The following is a 21,670-nucleotide window of genomic DNA, read 5'->3' as shown; positions in this document are numbered from 1 at the left end:
ATCGCCAGAATCACACGATACGCGCGCTCCAACCGTCGCCAGGACTGCCGTTGGGCAAAATCCTTCTGAAGTGACCACTCGGTTTTTGGTATGGTGCAGCTCGTTTTTTAACGGACTGATGTCATGCCCATGGATCGGCACTCAAATTATGTCAAAGAGTCGCTGTAGAAATGCCTGAACCCATTCCCATCAAGGATCACGAGAAAGAGAAGCGGTTGGTCAATAAACGGTTGATCGCCTGCGCTCTCTTCGTCTTTGCTATCAGCTGCGCGCTGGTGGTGCGCCTGTACATCCTGCAAGTGGTTGAGTACGACTATCACTCGACCATCTCCGAAAACAACCGCGTGCACATTTTGCCGATCCCGCCGACACGAGGCTTGATCTACGACCGCAATGGCGTGCTGCTCGCTGATAACCGACCCAGTTACAACCTGGTGATCACCCGCGAACGCGCCACTGATGTCAATCAGGAACTGGACGAGGTGATCAATCTCCTGCATCTGCCCGCTGAAGATCGCACGGTTTTCGATAAGGCAATGAAGCAGTCCCGTCATCCATTTACCCCGGTGACACTGTTCTACGAACTGACGGAAGAACAGATCGCCGTGTTGGCAGTCAACGAGTTCCGTTTGCCGGGCCTCGATGTCGAGCCGCAGTTCGTGCGGCATTACCCGCTGGGGCCGCACTTCGCGCATTCAATCGGCTACGTTGGCCGGATCAACGAGAAAGAGTCCAAAACCCTCGACTCGGTGGAGTATCGCGGCACCCAATCCATCGGCAAAACCGGCATCGAGCGCTTCTACGAAGCCCAGCTGCACGGCCACGTAGGCTATGAAGAAGTTGAGACCAACGCCCAGGGCCGAGTGTTGCGGGTGCTCAAGCACACCGATCCGGTCCCTGGCAAAAACATCGTGCTCAGTCTCGACGTCAAGCTGCAGGAAGCTGCCGAAGCGGCACTGGGGGATCGTCGTGGTTCGGTGGTGGCGCTTGATCCGTCCACCGGTGAGGTGCTGGCCATGGTCAGCAACCCGAGTTTCGACCCGAATCTGTTCGTCACCGGCATCAGCTCCAAGGAGTATTCGGCGCTACGCGACTCCATCGACCGACCGCTGTTCAACCGCGTGCTGCGCGGCCTGTATGCGCCGGGCTCGACCATCAAGCCGGAAGTGGCGATTGCCGGTCTCGATGCCGGCGTCGTGACCCCGCAGACCCGCGTTTTCGACCCGGGTTACTACCAACTCCCCGACTTTGATCACAAGTACCGCAACTGGAACCACAGCGGCGATGGCTGGGTGGACATGGACGCGGCGATCATGCGTTCCAACGACACCTACTTCTACGATCTGGCGCACAAGCTAGGCATCGATCGCCTGCACGATTACATGGCAATGTTTGGCCTTGGCGAAAAAGTCTCGCTGGATATGTTTGAAGAGTCGCCCGGTTTGATGCCGTCTCAGGCCTGGAAACGCGCAACACGCCGCCAGGCCTGGTTCCCGGGGGAAACGGTAATTCTCGGCATCGGTCAGGGCTACATGCAGGTCACGCCGCTGCAACTGGCTCAGGCCACCGCACTGATCGCCAACAAAGGCGTATGGAACCGACCGCACCTGGCGAAGACAGTCGATGGTGTGGCGCCGGTTGACGAGCATCCGATGCCCAACATCCTGCTGAAGAACCCGCGTGACTGGGATCAGGTCAACCACGGCATGCAGATGGTGATGCACGATGCCCGGGGGATCGCTCGTGCTGCAGCGGTGGGTGCGCAGTACCGTATTGCGGGCAAGAGTGGTACCGCGCAAGTGGTGGCGATCAAGCAGGGCGAGCGCTACAACCGTGAGAAAACCCTCGAACGCCATCGCGACAACGCCCTGTTCGTCGGCTTCGCTCCGGCGGAGCACCCGAAGATCGCCATCTCGGTAATGATCGAAAACGGCGAGGCTGGTGGTCGCGTCGCCGGTCCGGTGGTGCGGCAGATCATGGACGCCTGGCTATTGGATCAGGACGGCCACCTCAAGCCGCAATACGCTGCGCCTGCCAAGCCGCCGGGTGATCCGCACGTTTAACCTGAGACGTCTCCCGGCACAGGCTCGCGCACGCTGAGCAAAGCCGGGAGACGCCCACGGAAACGTATTACTTGCAGCGGTAACCCTCGGGCATCGTCACGGTATAGTTGCGCTGCACGCGATCCTCGAAACTCAGGTTCTGCAGGCCTTGCTCCACCAGAAAGGTTTCGACCTTGGCGGCTTGGCAGTCGTCGTTATAGGACGAAGCCCGAAGCAGGTAGACGGTACGCTTGCTCACTTCATCCCGGGCGGTGGCAACGAATGTGCTGAGGGTGGTGTAACCGATTCGCTCCGAGGTACCCACCGGACCATATGTAGTGTTTGGGGTACTGGTGCAGGCCAGCCGATCGTCTTTCTTCTTGATGTTTTTGCACACCGTCGAAGTGCTGGTTACGACTTGCCCATAATCGGTGGCGGTGTAACGGTAGGACACTTGCCGGCTGCCGATATCGAGGGTGATGGTCATTTTCACCGGAGCATGGTTTCTGGGCAGATCAGCGTCGGTATAAACCTCCTGGAATCCCCGGTCTTTCAACGCATTCACCATATCGCGAAGATAGTAGCGAGCATTCAATGCATTTTCAGCAGTGGCGCTTGCCGAGGTCACAAGTACTGTTGCCTTGCGGTCGAACTGATAGTCCGGATCAGGTATCGCGTTGAGCGCTACGTCCAATTGTGTGGCGCAGCCGCTGAGTGACGCTGTCAGCAATAACAGCGCGCATGACAAATAACGGGACATGAAATAGCCACCTTGAAACTAAGGATTGAATGAGAGTTAAACGATTGCGACTGGCGATAAACAACTCGCCGTCAGGGGAAAGTCCTAGTCTTTCTGATATTCCAGCAGATCGCCCGGTTGGCAATCGAGCGCCGCGCAGAGCTTGTCGAGGGTTGCCATTTTCACGCCTTTGACTTTGCCGTTTTTCAGCAATGACAGATTGGCCTCGGTGATCCCGAGCAGGGCGGCCAGCTCTTTCGAGCGAATTTTTTGCGTGGCCATAACAACATCAAGGCGGACGATAATGGTCATTATATTGTTCTATATGTATTGACTTTGCTCATCGCTGAGCACTTTTGCATCGCGCATGATAATTGAAAACGAACACAGCAATACGCCTTTGATAATTTCGTAGGCAGAAGAGGAGGACAGGCCGATAGAGAACTGAAAAATGCGATCCCCCGGCGGCAGATCTATCGACAAAGCAAGACCTTGCAGGGTCTCTACCAGCGGATAGGCGGCCGGAGAAACGATGCACAGTACCCCCACTTGCCACAGGACTCCGATATTGCGGTCGGTCCAGGTTTCGCCGCGCGACAAGCGCAGGAAAAATAACCCTGTCAGCCATAACGTGTACGCCGACAGGACAACGGGCAGGAAGTCCAGGACAACGATCAGCGCAGTGGCGAATGACGACAGCCAGGTGTCGGGATCGAGCAGTGCGCCTTCGACAAACGGGTCAAGCAATTGTGGTGAGCCTTCAGCGAACGCATAGAGCAGGCTTGCCAGCATTTCATCCTTTTTGAAGATCCAGATCGTAGTGTTGCCGCCGACCTCCGTTACACCCAGAACCCAGACAAGTATCGCTGCCAGCAGCCCGATCCAATGCATGCGCTGCAGCGCCAGTCCGTTGTTGTGAGTACTCATGAAAATTCCTGGTTGTTTCAGTTGGGTAGCGAATTTTCGATGAATAATTATCTAATTACAATAATTTATTTTGATTTATTTCTGCGGCTGCCTTTTCTGCGGTCAGCATCGCATTGCTGCTCGAGACGTTGGTAAGAAGACGATCCGCCAGCCGCATACCCCCAATCGCCCCGTGGTGCTTGCCATCGTCCTGACGTTAACGTGAAGAATGCCCACAGGGCGCTGAAATCAAAAAAGCGCAAAGCGGAACGCTGCGGAGCGCTTGATGAGACCGAAACCACTGACTTCGGCCCGCTGACTGAAATCTACTTCAGCGGCATGTGTTCGCCGAAAGAACCGAACCTGATGTTCGGCGTGCTCAATCGCTTGGCCAAGTACGACATCAAGCAGAAGAAGCTGCTGCAGGCCGCGACTCCGGAGCATTCCTACTACTGCATTTCGTTCAATAAGGATGGCAGCAAGATCTATCTGGCCGGGACGTTCAACGATGTGGCGATTTTTGATGCCGAGACCCTGAAGCAGACGGGGAGCATCAAGTTGCCGGGTGGGGATATGGCGATTACGACGGCGCAGGTGTTTGTCCGGTAATGGGTGGCGCCTGTGCTGACGCCTTCGCGAGCAAGCCCGCTCCCACAATTGGAGTGTATTTCAAATGTGGGCGCGGGCTTGCTCGCGCAGAGGCCCTCGAAACCACTACAAGGTCAGGCCCCCGGCACCGGGCAACTCATGTCGCCTTCTTCACACTTCAAATACTGCTTCAACGCCTCGACCCGCACTTTGGTGACACCCGTCAGGCAATTGCTGTAAATCAGCGGATAAACACTGCCGCCCGCGACTCCGGATGCCGAAAACTTGCACTCGGCATCGCGAAACCCGATCCACGCCCGCTGCGCACTCACCAACAGCTTTTTGGCGTCGGCGTTGTCTTTCAAACGGGCGGTAATTTGCTGATAAACCGCATTCAGTTCCTTGTCGGCAGTCTTGAATTCCTGCCCGGCACACTGGTTCATGGTGGCCTGATCGTTCGCGTTGGCACAGTCGACGGCGGCATGGGCGAGGGGCGTGAACAGAAAGGGCGTCAGGGCCAGCAGCAGGCGTGGGGACATGGGGGTTCTCACTGTGTCAGATGGGAGTACCGAGCAGTTTAGCGGCTCTGGGGCTTCTATTCAGGTACGCGTAGCCGGGATGCTTCGAGCAGGCGATCTGCGGTGGCCGCAATCTCCTCGCCGTCATGGAGCATTTCCAGCCAGTGGGTGGGAATCGCCCGAACGCCGTAATAAGCGCCGGCCACCTGACCAACGATAGCGGCAGTGGTGTCGGCGTCATCGCCAAGATTGGCGGCTTGCAGAATCGCCGATGAAAAACTGTCGGTGCGGTGAAAACACCAGAGCGCCGCTTCCAGTGACTCGACACTGTAGCCGCTGCCACGGATTTCGCTCGCCGACTTCGCGAGGTAATCGCCTCGAGCGATGGCTGCGACTTTCGGTTGAGCGAAGGTTGAGTCCGGCAGTTTGCGCAACTCTGTTTTGGAGGCGCCAAGCAGAGCTTTGCTGATCAGTTCGGCAAACAACTGACAGCATTCGATGGCTTCGGGGGCTGCATGGGTTGTCCGCGAACTGTCGGTGGCGAACTGGCGGATCTGCCGGGCATCAGGAAAGTAAAACAGCACCACCGGCGCCAGGCGCATCAGTGAACCGTTACCGGCGGTAAAAGGGTTGGTAGATCCCGCAAAGGGCTGACCGGTTTGTTGATACTGCGACAGCGCCTGGCTGACCGTCATGCCGATATCGAAACAATCACCGGTGGAGCTGAGATAGCCCCATTTCCACCAGTTCAGATAGCGCCCCATCTGGTCAGCCGCATCGAAGGTGTTTTTGCTCAGCAGACTTTCTGCCAGGCACAGCGCCATCGAAGTGTCATCCGTCCATTGCCCTGGCTTCAAGTGAAAGGGGCCGCCACCGACCATGTCCGTCAGTGGCTGGAATGAGCCCCGTGGCTTGAATTCCACCGTGGTCCCGACAGCATCGCCACAGGCAAGGCCGAGGAGAGCGCCGCGATAACGTTCGGAGAGGGATGGCTGCATGGTTCGTCCTTGTTTGTTTCCATTTCGCAGGAAAAGGTAACAGGTTCATCGGCGGAGAGCGCTCGATTCAACCAGCGGAAATGCCGCCGAATGTTTCCCCATGCTGCACAGTTGCACTGCTTTGATACAACTTCAGGTTGGACATGTGGTCATACGAGCCTACTGTTCAGAACAGGAGGTGACTTATGAAACCGGTACCCAATAGTTTCGAACGCAAAATCAAGCTGAAGGCGCCGCGTTCCTATGTCTGGCGTGCGCTGGTCGATGCCGAGGCGTTTGGCCAGTGGTTTGGCGTGGCGCTGGAGGGCAGGCGGTTCATTGCCGGGGAATGGACGCAAGGGCAGGTCACCTATCCGGGTTATGAACATGTGTTGTGGAACGTGCTGGTCGAGCGGGTCGAGCCGCAGCAGCTGTTTTCATTTCGCTGGCACCCCTACGCGGTCAACCCGAGCATCGACTATTCCCAGGAACCGACGACGCTGGTCAAGTTCGACCTGCAGGATTACGAGGACGGTACCTTGCTCAAGGTGTCTGAGTCCGGTTTTGCGCATATTCCCGACGTGCGCCAAAAGGAGGCGTACTACATGGACAGCCGCGGCTGGGAGGAACAACTGAACCGACTTGAACAGTTTCTCGCCGAAAGCGCCAAGACTCGCGAGCGTGACGGTGACTGACGGCGCGATCTTCGCACCCTGGTTGCAATGCTGGGCGCTGGTACCGGACGGTGAACCAATCATTACCCCAGGCAGCCGCCTGTTACCTGTACGTTTCGGCGACACGCCGGCGATGCTCAAGGTTGCGCTGGATACAGACGAGCAATTCGGCAATCAGCTGATGACCTGGTGGGACGGTGACGGCGCCGCGCGAGTGCTGGCCCATCACGAGGAAGGTTTGTTGCTGGAACGGGCCATGGGCCGGCGTTCGCTGATGCACATGGCGCTCAACGGTGAAGACGACGAGGCCACGCGGATCATGTGCGCGACACTGGCGCGCTTGCATGCGCCGCGTTCGACGCCGCCACCGCCGCTGGTAGAGCTGACGCCGTGGTTCGCCTCGCTGCGGGAGGCCGCCGCTGAACAGGGCGGGACCTATGCCCTGAGCCTGCAAACGGCTGAAGCCTTGCTCGCTGACCCGCAGGACGTGGTGGTGCTGCACGGTGACATGCACCACGACAACGTTCTCGATTTCGGTGCACACGGCTGGCTGGCGATTGATCCCAAACGGGTCCGTGGCGAGCGTGGTTATGACTACGCGAACCTGATCTGCAATCCGGATCTGCCGACGGCTGGCGAGCCGCAGCGTTTGCGCCGTCAGCTCGAAGTGATTGTCGAGGCTTCCGGGCTTGATCGCCGACGCTTGCTGCAGTGGGTGCTGGCGTTCGCCGGGTTGTCCGCGGCGTGGTTTCTCGAAGACGACGCGCAGCAGCAGGCCGCCGGGCAGCTACAGATCGCGCGAATCGCGGCTTGCCTGCTGGATGCCTGAAGGGGGTAAGGGTTTTCGGAAGTGCCTGTATAGCGAATGTCTTACACGCGTTGGTAGCTTTTGCGACTATTGCCGATTGGATCCACGGCGTAATCTACACCCATCAACTGAGACACAGGGAGTGTTTCAGGATCACGGATGATCGACCATTAGCAAGGATCGCTGCCGACAGGGAGTCGATAATGGTCTTGGGAAAAACCCGCTTCGGCGGGTTTTTTTTCGCCTGGAGAAAAGTGCTGAAGGCTTGTGTCGGGCACCTGTAGCGAGAGGATTTATCCCCGATGGGTAGCGAAGCGACCCCAAAAAAGGGCCTGCTGCGCAGTCCACCAGGGATGAATCCCTCACCACAGGAATCAAGCAATCAAGAGGCAATCAGCTGCCGCAGCACGTAGTGCAGGATGCCGCCCGATTTGAAGTACTCCACCTCATTCAATGTATCGATGCGGCACAGCACTTCGATTTTCTCCTGCCGTCCGTCTTCACGGGTGATCACCAACGTCAGGTTCATGCGGGGCGTCAGCTCGACGCTGGTCAGGCCCTGAATATCCAGGGTTTCCTTGCCGGTGAGGTTAAGGCTCTTGCGGTTCTGATCGAGCTTGAACTGCAGCGGCAACACGCCCATACCCACCAGGTTGGAACGGTGGATGCGCTCGAAGCTTTCAGCGATAACCGCTTTGACTCCCAGCAGGTTGGTGCCTTTTGCTGCCCAGTCACGGCTGGAGCCAGTGCCGTACTCCTGACCGGCGATCACCACCAGCGGCGTGCCCGAGGCCTGATACAGCATGGCCGCATCGTAAATCGGCATTTTCTCGCCGCTCGGGATGTAGATCGTGTTGCCACCTTCTTCGCCGCCGAGCATCTCGTTACGAATGCGGATGTTGGCGAACGTGCCGCGCATCATCACTTCGTGGTTGCCGCGCCGTGAGCCGTAGGAGTTGAAGTCCCGCGGCTCCACGCCTTTCTCGCGCAGATAGCGCCCGGCCGGGCTGTCAGCCTTGATGTTGCCGGCAGGGGAGATGTGGTCGGTGGTCACCGAATCGCCCAGCAGCGCCAGAACCCGCGCGCCTTTGACATCAGTGATCACCGGCAGCGGGCCGGAAATGTCGTCGAAAAACGGTGGATGCTGGATGTAGGTCGAATCGTCCTGCCATACATAGGTGGCGGCTTGCGGCACCTCGATCGCCTGCCATTGCTCGTCGCCGGCAAACACTTCGGCGTATTCCTTGTGGAACATCGCGGTGTTGACCTGGCTGACCGCGTCGGCGATTTCCTTGCTGCTCGGCCAGATATCCCGCAGGTACACCGGATTGCCTTGCTGGTCGTTACCCAGCGGCTCGCTGCTGATGTCGGTGCGTACGCTGCCGGCCAGGGCGTAGGCGACCACCAGCGGTGGCGAGGCCAGCCAGTTGGTCTTGACCAGCGGATGCACCCGGCCTTCGAAGTTGCGGTTGCCGGACAGCACTGACGCCACGGTGAGGTCGGCTTTCTGAATGGCTTTTTCGATCGGCTCCGGCAACGGCCCGGAGTTGCCGATACAGGTGGTGCAGCCATAACCGACCAGCGAGAACCCGAGTTGATCAAGGTATTGCGTCAGCCCCGCAGCCTTGTAGTAGTCGGTGACCACTTTCGAGCCGGGTGCCAGCGAACTCTTCACCCACGGCTTGCGGGTCAGGCCTTTCTCCACGGCTTTTTTCGCCAGCAGACCGGCCGCCATCATCACGCTCGGGTTCGAGGTGTTGGTGCACGAGGTGATCGCGGCGATCACCACTGCGCCGTTTTTCAAGCGGTAGGTGTGGCCTTCGTATTCGTACTCGGTTTCGCCGATCAGATCGGCGTTGCCCACGGCCACGCCACCACCACCCTCGCTTTCCAGGCGACCTTCTTCCTTGCTGGTGGGCTTGAATTGCAGGTCCATGAAATCACTGAAGGCCTGCGCCACATTCGGCAGGGAGACCCGGTCCTGTGGGCGTTTCGGCCCGGCGAGGCTGGCTTCGACGCTGCCCATGTCCAGCGCCAGGCTGTCGGTGAACACCGGTTCCTGGCCGGGCAGGCGCCACAGGCCCTGAGCCTTGGTGTAGGCCTCGACCAGTTTCACCACTTCGGCCGGGCGACCGGACAGGCGCAGGTATTCCAGAGTGACGTCATCGACCGGGAAGAAGCCGCATGTCGCGCCGTATTCCGGGGCCATGTTGGCGATGGTCGCGCGGTCGGCCAGTGGCAGATCGGCGAGGCCGTCACCGTAGAATTCGACGAATTTGCCGACCACACCTTTCTTGCGCAGCATCTGGGTGACGGTCAGTACCAGGTCGGTGGCGGTGATGCCTTCCTTGAGCTTGCCGGTGAGTTTGAAACCGATCACTTCCGGAATCAGCATCGACACCGGTTGGCCGAGCATCGCGGCTTCCGCCTCGATCCCGCCAACGCCCCAGCCGAGTACGCCGAGGCCATTGATCATGGTGGTGTGGGAGTCGGTGCCGACCAGGGTGTCGGGGAACGCGTAGGTGCGGCCGTCCTCATCCTTGGTCCACACCGTGCGCCCGAGGTATTCGAGGTTGACCTGGTGGCAGATCCCGGTGCCCGGCGGTACCACGCTGAAGTTGTCGAAGGCACTCTGGCCCCAACGCAGAAAGGCGTAGCGTTCGCCGTTACGCTGCATCTCGATGTCGACGTTCTGTTCGAAGGCGCTCGGGGTGGCGAATTTGTCGACCATCACCGAGTGGTCGATCACCAGGTCCACCGGCGACAACGGGTTGATCCGCTGCGGGTCGCCGCCGGCCTTGGCCATCGCCGCGCGCATGGCGGCGAGGTCGACCACGGCGGGTACACCGGTAAAGTCTTGCATCAATACCCGGGCCGGGCGGTACTGGATTTCCCGGTCGGAGCGACGCTCCTTGAGCCACGCGGCAATGGCCTTGAGGTCGGCACCGGTGACAGTTTTTTCATCTTCCCAGCGCAGCAGGTTTTCCAGCAGGACTTTCAGCGACATCGGCAACTGGTCGATATTGCCCAGGCTTTTCGCGGCATCCGGCAGGCTGAAATAGTGGTAGGTTTTTTCGTCTACTTTCAGAGTTTTAAGGGTTTTCAGGCTATCGAGGGACGGCATTACGATCACTCCTTTGAGTCCGCACGGCTACGGACTGAGGGGACGGGCAGAGCTATCAACGTAGCCCTGTTTTCAGTAGCTGGCTAATAACTGGACTCTATTGACGGAACCAAGGTTCCGACATCGGCTATCATGCGCCGGTTTTCGTGACAGGCTTTGCTTCACCGCAAGGCTTGAGCAGCGCGCAGGGGCCGAATGTCCGCCCTCTGCCCAGGAGTAAGAATGAACACCCTATTCATGCATTGCCGGCCAGGCTTCGAAGGCGAAGTCTGTTCGGAGATTTCCGACCTCGCCGCCCAACTCAACGTGGCCGGTTACGCCAAGGCCAAACCGGCCACCGCTTACGCCGAGTTTGTCTGCACCGAAGAAGACGGTGCCGAGCGTCTGATGCGCGGCCAGCGCTTCGCCGAGCTGATTTTCCCGCGGCAATGGGCGCGTGGCGTCTTCATCGACCTGCCGGAAACCGACCGCATCAGTGTGATCCTTGAGCACATGGCGGACTTCCCGGTCTGCGGCAGCCTGTGGCTGGAAGTGGTCGACACCAACGACGGTAAAGAACTGTCGAACTTCTGCAAGAAATTCGAAGGCCCACTGCGCAAGGCACTGACCGGCGCCGGCAAATTGGTGGACGACGCGAACAAACCGCGCCTGCTGCTGACCTTCAAGAGTGGTCGCGAAGTGTTTCTCGGCATGGCCGATGCCGGCAACTCGGCGATGTGGCCGATGGGCATTCCGCGCCTGAAGTTTCCGCGCGAGGCACCAAGCCGTTCGACGTTGAAGCTGGAAGAGGCCTGGCACCACTTCATCCCGCGTGATCAGTGGGACGAGCGCCTGCACAGCGACATGACCGGCGTCGACCTCGGCGCCGCTCCGGGCGGCTGGACCTGGCAACTGGTCAACCGCGGCATGCTGGTCACCGCGATCGACAACGGCCCGATGGCCGAGAGCCTGATGGACACCGGGCTGGTACAGCACTTGATGGCCGACGGCTTCACCTTCAAGCCCAAGCAACCGGTGGACTGGATGGTCTGCGACATCGTCGAGAAGCCGGCGCGTAACGCGGCGATGCTCGAAGAGTGGATCGGCGAGGGGCATTGCCGCGAAGCGGTGGTCAACCTCAAGTTGCCGATGAAACAGCGCTATGCCGAAGTGAAGCGCCTGCTCGAGCGCATCGCCGATGGCTTCAAGGCGCGCGGGATCAAGGTCGATATTGGCTGCAAGCAGCTGTATCACGACCGCGAGGAAGTGACCTGCCACCTGCGTCGGCATGACATCAAAAAAGCCAAGTCCCGCTAAGTCACCACTAAACCCCGTGGGAATGATCTCTGTGGTGAGGGGATTTATCCCCGATGGGATGTAGCGCATCCCCAGTCTTTGGGGCCGCTTCGCGACCCATCGGGGATAAATCCCCTCGCTACAGATGACTGAGCACCCGGCATGCGCGACAATGCCGGCCAGTTTCAGGAGTGAATCATGAGTGAAATGATCGACACGCCGGTCGACGGCACCCTCGACGCCACCGGTCTCAATTGCCCGGAACCGGTGATGATGCTGCACCAGCACATCCGTGACCTGGTGCCTGGCGGCCTGCTCAAGGTGATCGCCACCGATCCCTCGACCCGTCGCGACATTCCCAAGTTCTGCGTGTTCCTCGACCACGAACTGGTGGGCCAGCACGAAGAGGCTGGTACTTATCTGTACTGGATCCGCAAGAAACAAGCCTGACCCTCAGGCACACGCAAAACCCAATGTGGGAGCGGGCTTGCTCGCGAAAGCGGTGTGTCAGTCACTGTAAATGTCGACTGAAACACCGCTCTCGCGAGCAAGCCCGCTCCCACTTTTTTGTACTGTGTTATTGGTTTAACCCGCGCTGCGACTCATCCGAATACGCTTGCGCGCACTGCGCGTCAGGCGAATCGACAGCATGAACGCCGCGCAGCTCAGACCAACGATCAAACCCTGCCACAAGCCGCTCGGGCCACGCGGCTCGCCGAGCCAGTCGGTCAGGCCGAGGGCGTAACCCACCGGCAGGCCGATGCCCCAGTAGGCGAACAGCGTCAGGATCATCGTCACCCGGGTGTCCTGATAACCGCGCAGGGCGCCGGCAGCCGTCACCTGGATTGCGTCGGAAAACTGGAACAGCGCTGAATACACAATCAGCATCGCCGCGATATGAATCACCGTCGGGTCGGCGGTGTAGATCGCCGCAATCGGCTCGCGCAGCAACAGCATCATGCTCGCCGACAGACAGGCGTAGGCCAACGCAGTGCCCATGCCGACGCCGGCGGCGAAGCGTGCCTCACGCGGTTCTTCACGGCCCAGCGCCTGGCCGACACGCACGGTCACCGCCATGCCCAGCGAATACGGAATCATGAACACCAGCGAGCTGACGTTCAGCGCAATCTGGTGCCCGGCCACCACCGTGGCGCCGAGGCTGCCGATCAGCAGGGCGATCACGGCGAAGATGCTCGACTCGGCAAACACCGCGATGCCAATCGGCAGACCGATCGCCAGCAGACGCTTGATCACCGCCCATTGTGGCCAGTCGAAACGGCTGAAGATCTCGCTCGAACGATAAGCTGGCGCCCAGCGCTCGTAACCGGCCAGACCCAGCGCCATGACCCACATCACGATCGCCGTGGCCCAGCCGCAGCCGACGCCGCCCATGGCCGGTACGCCGAAGTGGCCATAGATGAAGATGTAGTTCAGCGGAATGTTCAGCGCCAGACCGCACAGGCCCAGCACCATCGCCGGACGGGTGCGGCCGATGCCGTCACTGGTGCAGCGCAGCACATGATAGAACGCCACCGCCGGCAGGCCGCTGGCAATGCCGTGCAGGTATTGCATGCACGGGCCGATCAGCTCGGGATCGACTTTCATCAGGTGCAGCACCGGTTCGGCGGCGACCAGCATGCAAGTCGCGATCAACCCCACCACCAGCGCCAGCCACAACGCCTGACGGACGATCGGGCCGATTTCACTGTGGGTGCCGGCGCCGAAACGCTGGGCGACTTTCGGTGTGGTGGCCAGCAGGGTGCCGGTCATCAACAGAAAAACCGGGACCCAGATCGAGTTGCCCAGCGCCACCGCCGCCAGATCACGTGGCCCGACGCGGCCGGCCATCACGGCATCGACGAAGCCCATGGCGGTGGTCGCCAGTTGCGCGATGATGATCGGCAACGCCAGGGCGAGCAGGTTCCTGAACTCCAGGCGAATTCGCGCGGGGCGGGTGAGTGAGGCAGCGAGAGGTTGATCAGTAACAGAATTCACAGGCAAAGCGTCCACAGGTGTTGATGCGCAAGGCGCCGCATTCTACGCCGCTGACGTGACAGTCAGGAAAAATCCTCTGTTGCGGATTTGTAATCATCAAGGCCATCCACTGTGGCGAGGCAGCTTGCTCCCGCCGGGAAGCGAAGCGCCCTCGCCACCGTGCAGTCTGCGCTGGCTCAACGGTGGATCAGCACCTAAACTGCCGATCCCCCCAAGGAGCCCGCCATGCTGATTGTTGCCGACGAAAATATTCCGCTGCTCGATGCCTTTTTTGCCGGTTTCGGCGAGATCCGCCGGGTCCCGGGCCGTTCCATCGACCGTGCGACGGTCGAGCAGGCCGACGTGCTGCTGGTGCGCTCGGTGACCAACGTCAATCGCGCGCTGCTCGAAGGCAGCAAGGTGCGTTTCGTCGGCACGTGCACTATCGGCACCGATCATCTGGATCTCGATTATTTCAACGAGGCCGGCATCACCTGGTCCAGCGCACCCGGTTGCAACGCGCGGGGCGTGGTCGATTACGTACTCGGCAGCCTGATGACTTTGGCGGAAATTGAAGGCGTCGATCTGCCACAACGTACTTACGGCGTCATCGGTGCCGGTGAAGTCGGCGGCCGGTTGATCAAGGTCCTCAAGGGCCTGGGCTGGAATGTCAAAGTCTGCGACCCGCCGCGTCAGGCGGCCGAGGGCGGCGATTACGTCAGCCTGGAGCAGATCATCGAGCAGTGCGACGTGATCAGCCTGCACACGCCGCTGACCCGTACCGGCGAAGGCGCGACCTGGCACCTGTTTGATGAGCAGCGTTTGCAACAGCTCAAACCCGGTACCTGGCTGATCAACGCCGCCCGTGGTCCGGTGGTGGATAATGCCGCTCTGCGCAAAGTGCTGCTGGCGCGCGAAGACCTGCAAGCAGTGCTCGACGTTTGGGAAGCCGAGCCTGAAGTCGATGTGGCCCTCGCCGAACTCTGCGTGCTGGCCACGCCGCACATTGCCGGCTACAGCCTTGATGGCAAACAGCGCGGTACGGCGCAGATCTATCAGGCTTATTGCGAATTTATCGGTCAGCCGCCGAGTATCCAGCTCAGTGACCTGTTGCCGGCACCGTGGCTGTCAGAAGTGACCCTGCACGCCGACAGCGATCCGGCCTGGGCGCTGGCGATGTTGTGCCGCGGGGTGTACGACCCACGCCGCGATGACGCGGATTTTCGCCGCAGTCTTGTAGGCAATGTCGGTGAACAGCGTGCGGCGTTCGATGTGTTGCGCAAGCAGTATCCGGTGCGACGCGAGATTGAAGGGCTGAAGGTGCGGGTCGACGGGAATTCGCCGCAGTTGCAAAAGATTGTGGCGGCGCTGGGGGCGGTGGCTTTCTGAAAACCCTGTAGGAGCTGCCGAAGGCTGCGATCTTTTGATCTTGCCTTTGAAAAACAAAGTCAAAAGATCGCAGCCTTCGGCAGCTCCTACACAAAACAGAACAGAACAGAACAAAACGGCAGGCAGAAAAAACCCGGCCAAACAGGGGCCGGGTCAGGAAGACGGTGGCTATATCACTTTTGTTCGGCAGGCTTGACCAATCGCTTCTCCAGTTCGCGGCATGCTTGCTGGATCATGTCTTCAGTGATCGGTACTTCACGCCCGTCCTTATCAATAATCGAGCAACCCAGAGGTTGGCCGGGCTTGGTGCGGATCACTTGAATCTTGTCATCGCTGCGGTGTTGCAAGGACATGGCCTGTCTCCTCATCAGGTTGTGCACGTAGATTAAAACCGCCACGTGACCAGGCTGTGACAACACCTTTGGGTCTGTCAAAAGCGGCATCTCCACTCCAACAGAAATGACCGCTCGTCTCAACCGGGACATTAGACCAATAGCAACTATGGCCTAGTCTTTGGGGGCATATTTAACCTGACTCATTGTGATTTACAGAGTTCCGCCCCATAGAAGGTTTAGGCTAGCCCTTTCACCAACACGGATGTGTACCTGAATGATCTCGAAGCTTTCTTCCCGGCACCGTCGCGCGCTGAGTCTGACCAGCCGATTTCTGGCGCCTTATCGTTGGCAAGTCTGCGCTGCGCTGCTGGCGTTGATCGTCACCGCGGCCGTCACTTTGTCGATGGGGCAGGGGATCAAATTGCTGGTCGATCGGGGCTTCATGACCCAGTCGCCGCACCAGCTGAACCAGAGCATCGGGATCTTCATGCTGATGGTGCTTGGCCTGGCGATCGGCACGTTTGCGCGGTTTTACTGGGTATCGTGGATCGGCGAGCGTTGTGTGGCGGATATCCGGCGCGAAGTGTTCAACCATCTGGTGTATCTGCATCCCGGTTTTTACGAGAACAACCGCAGTTCGGAGATTCAGTCACGGCTGACTGCCGACACCACATTGCTGCAATCAGTGATCGGCTCGTCACTGTCGATGTTTCTGCGCAACCTGTTGATGGTGATCGGCGGGGTGGTCCTGCTGTTCGTCACCAACCCGAAACTCACCAGCATCGTGGTGATTGCCTTGCCGTTCGTAGTCGCCCCGATCCTGATTTTCGGTCGGCGCGTGCGCAATCTGTCGCGGCTGAGCCAGGACCGGGTCGCCGACATCGGCAGCTATGTCTCCGAGACCCTCGGCCAGATCAAGACCGTGCAGGCCTACAACCATCAGGTGCAGGACGAGCGGCGTTTCGCCACGACGGTCGAGGATGCATTCGACACGGCGCGCAAACGGATTTTTCAGCGTTCCTGGATGATCACTGTGGTGATCGTGCTGGTGCTGGGCGCGGTGGCGGTGATGTTGTGGGTCGGTGGCATGGACGTGATTGCCGGGCGCATCACCGGTGGCGAACTGGCGGCTTTCGTCTTCTACAGCCTGATCGTCGGCAGTGCGATCGGCACGTTGAGCGAGGTGATCGGTGAGCTGCAACGTGCGGCGGGTGCCGCCGAGCGGATCGCTGAATTGCTCAGTTCAAAAAACATCATCCAGCCACCGACCATCGGGCTGGTGATGTTGCCAGAACGGATCAAGGGCGAACTGCAATTGCAGAATGTGCACTTTTCCTACCCGTCGCGTCCGGACAGCTACGCCGTCAACGGCTTGAGCCTGACCATCAGGGCCGGCGAGACCTTGGCCCTTGTCGGCCCATCCGGTGCCGGCAAATCCACGGTGTATGACTTGCTGTTGCGCTTCTACGACCCGATTGAAGGCCGGATCCTGATCGACGGCGTGCCGCTGACCAGCCTCGACCCGCTGGACCTGCGCCGCAATTTCGCCCTGGTCTCGCAATCGCCCGCGCTGTTTTTCGGTAGCGTCGAAGAGAATATTCGTTACGGCAATGCTGGCGCGACACTGGAGCAGGTCAAGGAAGCGGCAAGAATTGCCCATGCTCATGACTTCATCGAGAAGATGCCCAACGGCTATCAGACCCATCTGGGGGACGCCGGCCTCGGCCTCTCCGGCGGCCAACGTCAACGCCTGGCGATTGCCCGCGCGCTGCTGGTGGATGCGCCGATTCTGCTGCTGGACGAAGCTACCAGCGCCCTCGATGCGCAAAGCGAACATCTGATTCAGGAAGCCTTGCCCAGCCTGATGCAAAACCGCACCACGCTGGTGATCGCACATCGACTGGCCACGGTGAAAAACGCCGACCGGATCGCCGTGATGGATCAGGGCCAGTTGGTAGCGATCGGTACCCACCAGGAGCTGATCGTGAGCAATCCGCTGTATGCGCGGTTGGCGGCGTTGCAGTTCAATGATGGGCACGCCGTGGCGGTTTAGAACTGGCGCAGCCTTTACTGACGACAAAAAAATGCCCGCATCGATTGATGCGGGCATTTTTCATCTCAGGTAATCAGCACCGGTCATTGGTCGTCGAAATACCGCTCATGCCAATCCACCAGCGGCTGCGGTGAATTGAGTTTCTGGCCGTAGATCACCGAGTACGACAGCACGTTCTGCACGTACTGGCGGGTTTCGTCGAACGGGATGCTTTCCACCCAGACGTCGAAGCTCAGGTGATCGGCGCCGCGCAGCCACTGACGCACGCGGCCGGGGCCGGCGTTGTAGGCAGCGGAGGCGAGCACGCGGTTGCCGTTGAACTGGCTGTGCACCTGACTCAGGTAAGCGGCGCCGAGCTGGATGTTTTTATCAGGATCAAGCACTTGCTGTGGCGAGGCCAGCGGGATGCTGAACTTGCGTGCGGTTTCCTTGGCGGTGCCGGGCATCAACTGCATCAGACCGCTGGCGCCGACACCGGAGCGGGCATCGTCCATGAAGGCGCTTTCCTGGCGGGTGATGGCGAATACCCAGCTCGAATGCAACCCGCGAACCTTGGCTTCACGCACCAGCGTGTCGCGGTGGGCCATCGGGAAGCGGATGTCCAGGTCGTCCCAGTACTGCGCCTGGCTGATGGTGCGGATCGCCGGGAAGTACCATTTCAGGTCGTAGGCCAGTTTGGCCTGGGCGACCATTTCGTCACGATTGAAATGGCGGCTGACGTGATACCACTCGCGACGCCCGTCGACGATCTGCCCACGGGCATGGAATTCCAGAGCACGGCGTATGCCCGGTGTATTGCGCACCTTGTTGATGGTGGCCTGGCTGAGCACAAGCGGCTTGTTCATTAGCGAATAAGGCGATTGCGAACGGTCGGCGGCGAGGAAACCGTAGAAATCGCGTTCCTTGGCCAGATTCTTGTACAGGGTCTGCGCTTCCGGATTCTGCGGTTGCGCCAGTTCCAGGCTGCGGGCCTGCCAGTAGCGCCAGCGGTTGGTGGTCGCCAGATCCTGTGGCAGGCGACGGGTCAATTGATAGGCATCGTCCCAGCGTGCCAGGCGCAACAGCAGACGCAGGCGCCATTCGGAAACGGTGTTGTCACGCAGCTCGGGATCGTATTGAGTCATCACGTCCAGCGCGCGGCTGTCGAAACGCCGGGCCAGGGTCAGGCCGATTTCCCGGGCAATCGCGACCTTCTCGTCACGGGAGAAATGCATGCTGCTGGCGTAACCGTCGAGCAGGGCCATGGCCCTGTCCGGATCCTGACGGGCGAGGCGACGCAGGCCGAGGCTGACAATGTCGGACATCGGCTCGTCGTTCGGGGTGAAGCGCGAAGGCTGATTGAGCAGTTCAGGTTTTTGCGCCACATCGACCAGCAAACGGCCGCGCGGGGCGAGGGTGGTCAGGCCGTTGACCAGGCTGTTCGCCAATGGATAGTTGCGCGCCTGAGCGGCAAGTTTGGTGCGCTCCCAGCGTTTCTGTTCGGTCAACTGGCCATCGGCAGCCCAGATCCCGAACAGCCCGTCACAGGCGGCCGGTTGCGATTTACCGGTCAGCCACAGTTTGTCGGCGTTGGCGTAACCCTCGGCCTTGTGGCCGCTGCTGATCTGGTACTGCGCGTTGAGGCAGTCCAGTTCGGTGAAATTGAGTTTCGGGTCGTAATACTTGACGAAAGTCGCCCAGTCGCCACGGTCGGCGAGCCAGCGCAACCAGCGCAGTTTCATCCAGTTGGCCTGTGGCAGGTCACCGTGTTCGGCGAGGAACTTCTCGATTTCCTCGTTACTGGCGGTCTTCAGACGCGCGGTCAGTTCGTCGTAGGCCAGGTACGGTTCCAGCGGATAATCGGCCAGGGCCTGGCTGTAGCGGAAGTATGGGCCGGTATCGCCCTTGGCCAGTGCGCGCTTGGCTTCATCGTAATACTGGCGTTGGGTGGACAGATCCACCGCCTGGGCGGATTGAGCGGCAGCGGCGGTGAGTAGCAAACAGGACAAAACACTGAAAAGGCGACTGCGCATGAGACATCCGGGCAGAGAAATCATGACAAGTGCCGACCTCGGTCAGCACTGAATTGTCTGTAGCTTAGCCTTTTGCCAGCGAGCGGCGAAAGCTTTGCGGGTCTCGCAGCACAAGTTCGCAACAAATGTTGTGCAGAGTGCTTCAGCAGACAAATTGCCGGCCTGCTGAGGGCCTAACTCAGGTAGAATGCGCGCCCGGTTTTTGGAGAAGCTCATGACCCTGCTCAAATTCAGCGATGTGTCCCTTGCATTCGGCGCGATGCCGTTGTTGGACAAGGTGTCCTGGCAGATCGCCCGTGGTGAGCGGGTGTGCATCATCGGCCGCAACGGCACTGGCAAGTCCAGCATGATGAAACTGGTCAAGGGCGACCAGAAGCCCGATGACGGCTCGGTGTGGCGTGCCCCCGGTCTGAAAATCGGCGAATTGCCGCAAGAATTGCCGGTGGCCGACGAGCGGACGGTATTCGACGTGGTTGCCGAAGGCCTCGACGGCGTTGGCGCCTTACTCGCCGAATACCATCACCTCAGCCAGAACATCGTCACCGACGCCGATCTGGACAAGCTGATGCACGTTCAGCACGACCTTGAAGCCCGTGACGGCTGGCGCTTGCAGACCCTGGTCGACAGCACCCTGAGCCGCCTGCAACTGCCGGCCGACAAGACCCTTGCCGAGTTGTCCGGCGGCTGGCGCCGTCGCGTGCTGCTGGCGCAGGCGCTGGTCTCGGAACCGGATCTGCTGCTGCTCGACGAACCGACCAACCACTTGGACATCGGTGCGATTGCCTGGCTCGAAGAAGCGCTGAAGGATTTCCAGGGCGCCGTGCTGTTCATCACGCACGACCGTTCTTTCCTGCAGAACCTCGCCACGCGCATCCTCGAACTGGATCGCGGCGGTCTGATCGACTGGAACGGCGACTACGCCAGCTTCCTCGTGCACAAAGAAGCTGCGCTGGCCGCGGAAGAAACTGCCAATGCGCTGTTCGACAAGCGCCTGGCCCAGGAAGAAGTGTGGATCCGTCAGGGCATCAAGGCCCGTCGTACCCGTAACGAAGGTCGCGTTCGCGCCCTGAAAGCCCTGCGTGTTGAGCGCAGCGAGCGTCGCGAGCGTACCGGCAAGGCGAACATCCAGCTGGAAACCGCCGACAAGTCCGGCAAGCAAGTGATGGTGCTGGAAAATGTCAGCTTCCATCACCCGGATGGCCCGTACTTGATCAAGGACTTCTCGATGGTCCTGCAGCGCGGCGACCGGATCGGCCTGCTCGGTGCCAACGGTACCGGCAAGACCACCTTGCTCAAACTGATGCTCAACGGTCTGCAACCGACCAGCGGCAAAGTGGAAGAGGGTACGCGCATCGACGTGGCCTACTTCGACCAGTTGCGCCATCAGCTGGATCTGGAAAAGACCGTGATCGACAACGTCGCCGAAGGTCGCGACTTCATCGATATCGACGGCCAGAGCCGCCACGTTCTGAGCTACCTCGGCGACTTCCTGTTCAGTCCGCAGCGTGCCCGCACGCCGGTCAAGGCGCTGTCCGGTGGCGAGCGTGCGCGTTTGCTGCTGGCTAAACTGTTCAGCAAACCGGCGAACCTGCTGGTACTCGACGAACCGACCAACGACCTCGACGTGGAAACCCTCGAACTGCTCGAAGAAGTGCTGCTGACCTTCAACGGTACCGTGCTGATGGTCAGCCACGACCGGGCATTCCTCGACAACGTGGTCACCAGCACCCTGGTCTTCGAAGGTGAAGGCAAGGTGCGTGAATACGTCGGTGGCTATCAGGACTGGATCCGTCAGGGCGGCTCGCCGCGCCTGCTGGGCGTGACCGAGAGCAAGTCGGGCAAGGCTGACCTTAACTCGGCGGTGGTCACCGCTGAACCTGTCGTGGCTGCCGCACCTGCCGCTGCCGCGCCGGCAGCCAAGAAAAAGCTGAGCTACAAGCTGCAGCGCGAGCTGGAAGCATTGCCGGGCGATATCGATGCCAAGGAGCAGCAGATCGCGGCCGTCGAAGCCGAAATGGCCGAAGCCGGCTTCTATCAGCGTCCGCCGGCAGAAACGGCCAAGGTGATTGCTTCGCTGGAGCAGTTGCAGGCTGAGCTGGATGCACTGGTGGAGCGTTGGGCCGAGCTGGATGCCTGATTGATCCGGCCATGAAAAAGCCCGGCGTTCAGTGATGAGCGCCGGGCTTTTCGTATACGGGTGGAGACCTAATGTGGGAGCGGGCCGGGTGGGGGCTGGGGGGTGTGCGGGGGGGTTTA

General features: G+C 60.0%; 17 protein-coding genes and 1 pseudogene. 9 read left to right on the top strand and 9 right to left on the bottom strand.

Going from position 1 to position 21,670, the window contains the following annotated elements:
• Nucleotides 1-170: 170 nt before the first annotated feature.
• The gene (gene mrdA / locus NTD85_RS24520) at nt 171-2,063 is read left to right on the top strand and encodes a penicillin-binding protein 2 (protein WP_103486294.1); all 1,893 of its coding nucleotides are present in this window, start codon (nt 171-173) and stop codon (nt 2,061-2,063) included.
• A gap of 67 nt (nt 2,064-2,130) precedes the next feature.
• On the opposite strand, the gene NTD85_RS24515 is transcribed toward mrdA, so the two are convergent.
• From NTD85_RS24515 to NTD85_RS24505, 3 genes are all read right to left on the bottom strand, one after another.
• Nucleotides 2,131-2,802, bottom strand: a complete 672-nt coding sequence (locus tag NTD85_RS24515) for a hypothetical protein (protein ID WP_262143436.1) — start codon at nt 2,800-2,802, stop codon at nt 2,131-2,133.
• Between the two features lie 84 nt (nt 2,803-2,886).
• Nucleotides 2,887-3,093 carry a helix-turn-helix domain-containing protein gene (locus NTD85_RS24510; protein WP_003226632.1) on the bottom strand — a complete coding sequence of 69 codons (207 nt, stop codon included), beginning with the start codon at nt 3,091-3,093 and terminating at the stop codon, nt 2,887-2,889.
• A 9-nt stretch (nt 3,094-3,102) separates the two neighbouring features.
• Entirely contained in the window at nt 3,103-3,708 is a 606-nt protein-coding gene (locus NTD85_RS24505) for a hypothetical protein (RefSeq protein WP_262143434.1), read from the bottom strand.
• A 267-nt stretch (nt 3,709-3,975) separates the two neighbouring features.
• Here NTD85_RS24505 and NTD85_RS24500 point away from each other — a divergent pair.
• Nucleotides 3,976-4,296, top strand: a pseudogene (locus NTD85_RS24500) (hypothetical protein); the annotation flags it as partial.
• Nucleotides 4,297-4,409: 113 nt separating this feature from the next.
• Here NTD85_RS24500 and NTD85_RS24495 read toward each other — a convergent pair.
• Together NTD85_RS24495 and NTD85_RS24490 are read right to left on the bottom strand one after the other, a co-directional pair.
• A complete protein-coding gene (locus NTD85_RS24495) occupies nt 4,410-4,814 on the bottom strand; it encodes a lysozyme inhibitor LprI family protein (protein WP_103486292.1) in 405 nt (134 codons plus the stop codon).
• Nucleotides 4,815-4,870: 56 nt separating this feature from the next.
• Entirely contained in the window at nt 4,871-5,791 is a 921-nt protein-coding gene (locus NTD85_RS24490) for an ADP-ribosylglycohydrolase family protein (RefSeq protein WP_262143432.1), read from the bottom strand.
• Between the two features lie 185 nt (nt 5,792-5,976).
• Here NTD85_RS24490 and NTD85_RS24485 point away from each other — a divergent pair, with 185 nt between their 5' ends.
• Entirely contained in the window at nt 5,977-6,465 is a 489-nt protein-coding gene (locus NTD85_RS24485) for an SRPBCC family protein (protein ID WP_201136982.1), read from the top strand.
• Nucleotides 6,452-7,273 (top strand): aminoglycoside phosphotransferase family protein, encoded by an 822-nt coding sequence (locus tag NTD85_RS24480; RefSeq protein ID WP_262143430.1) that lies wholly within the window; start codon nt 6,452-6,454, stop codon nt 7,271-7,273. Before NTD85_RS24485 ends, NTD85_RS24480 begins: the two co-directional genes overlap by 14 nt.
• 361 nt (nt 7,274-7,634) lie before the next feature.
• Here the strand turns inward: NTD85_RS24480 and acnA are convergent, their stop codons facing one another.
• Complete coding sequence (gene acnA / locus NTD85_RS24475; RefSeq protein ID WP_262143429.1) at nt 7,635-10,376, bottom strand: aconitate hydratase AcnA; 2,742 nt, start codon at nt 10,374-10,376, stop codon at nt 7,635-7,637.
• A gap of 222 nt (nt 10,377-10,598) precedes the next feature.
• On the opposite strand from acnA, the gene rlmM reads away from it, so the two are divergent.
• Nucleotides 10,599-11,672 carry a 23S rRNA (cytidine(2498)-2'-O)-methyltransferase RlmM gene (gene rlmM / locus NTD85_RS24470; protein ID WP_262143428.1) on the top strand — a complete coding sequence of 358 codons (1,074 nt, stop codon included), beginning with the start codon at nt 10,599-10,601 and terminating at the stop codon, nt 11,670-11,672.
• 177 nt (nt 11,673-11,849) lie between these two features.
• Nucleotides 11,850-12,101 carry a sulfurtransferase TusA gene (gene tusA, locus NTD85_RS24465; RefSeq protein WP_003226616.1) on the top strand — a complete coding sequence of 84 codons (252 nt, stop codon included), beginning with the start codon at nt 11,850-11,852 and terminating at the stop codon, nt 12,099-12,101.
• A 135-nt stretch (nt 12,102-12,236) separates the two neighbouring features.
• Here tusA and NTD85_RS24460 read toward each other — a convergent pair whose 3' ends face one another.
• On the bottom strand, nt 12,237-13,646 hold the full coding sequence (locus tag NTD85_RS24460) for an MATE family efflux transporter (RefSeq protein WP_003226614.1): 1,410 nt from the start codon (nt 13,644-13,646) through the stop codon (nt 12,237-12,239).
• Between the two features lie 225 nt (nt 13,647-13,871).
• Between NTD85_RS24460 and pdxB the strand changes: the two genes are divergently transcribed.
• Nucleotides 13,872-15,014 carry a 4-phosphoerythronate dehydrogenase PdxB gene (gene pdxB / locus NTD85_RS24455; RefSeq protein ID WP_262143427.1) on the top strand — a complete coding sequence of 381 codons (1,143 nt, stop codon included), beginning with the start codon at nt 13,872-13,874 and terminating at the stop codon, nt 15,012-15,014.
• 173 nt (nt 15,015-15,187) lie between these two features.
• On the opposite strand, the gene NTD85_RS24450 is transcribed toward pdxB, so the two are convergent.
• On the bottom strand, nt 15,188-15,367 hold the full coding sequence (locus tag NTD85_RS24450) for a PA1571 family protein (protein ID WP_045122558.1): 180 nt from the start codon (nt 15,365-15,367) through the stop codon (nt 15,188-15,190).
• A gap of 256 nt (nt 15,368-15,623) precedes the next feature.
• Here NTD85_RS24450 and NTD85_RS24445 point away from each other — a divergent pair, with 256 nt between their 5' ends.
• Nucleotides 15,624-17,402, top strand: a complete 1,779-nt coding sequence (locus tag NTD85_RS24445) for an ABC transporter transmembrane domain-containing protein (protein ID WP_262143426.1) — start codon at nt 15,624-15,626, stop codon at nt 17,400-17,402.
• An 83-nt stretch (nt 17,403-17,485) separates the two neighbouring features.
• Here NTD85_RS24445 and NTD85_RS24440 read toward each other — a convergent pair whose 3' ends face one another.
• Complete coding sequence (locus tag NTD85_RS24440; RefSeq protein ID WP_262143425.1) at nt 17,486-19,414, bottom strand: transglycosylase SLT domain-containing protein; 1,929 nt, start codon at nt 19,412-19,414, stop codon at nt 17,486-17,488.
• Nucleotides 19,415-19,628: 214 nt separating this feature from the next.
• Between NTD85_RS24440 and NTD85_RS24435 the strand changes: the two genes are divergently transcribed.
• Nucleotides 19,629-21,551 carry an ATP-binding cassette domain-containing protein gene (locus tag NTD85_RS24435; protein WP_003226605.1) on the top strand — a complete coding sequence of 641 codons (1,923 nt, stop codon included), beginning with the start codon at nt 19,629-19,631 and terminating at the stop codon, nt 21,549-21,551.
• Nucleotides 21,552-21,670 lie beyond the last annotated feature (119 nt).

This window comes from Pseudomonas sp. 13B_3.2_Bac1 (assembly GCF_025466205.1).
In the GTDB taxonomy this organism is placed as follows: domain Bacteria; phylum Pseudomonadota; class Gammaproteobacteria; order Pseudomonadales; family Pseudomonadaceae; genus Aquipseudomonas; species Aquipseudomonas fluorescens_H.
The sequence above is the reverse complement of the archived record's forward strand: the minus strand, read 5'-3'. Positions and strand labels throughout refer to the sequence as shown.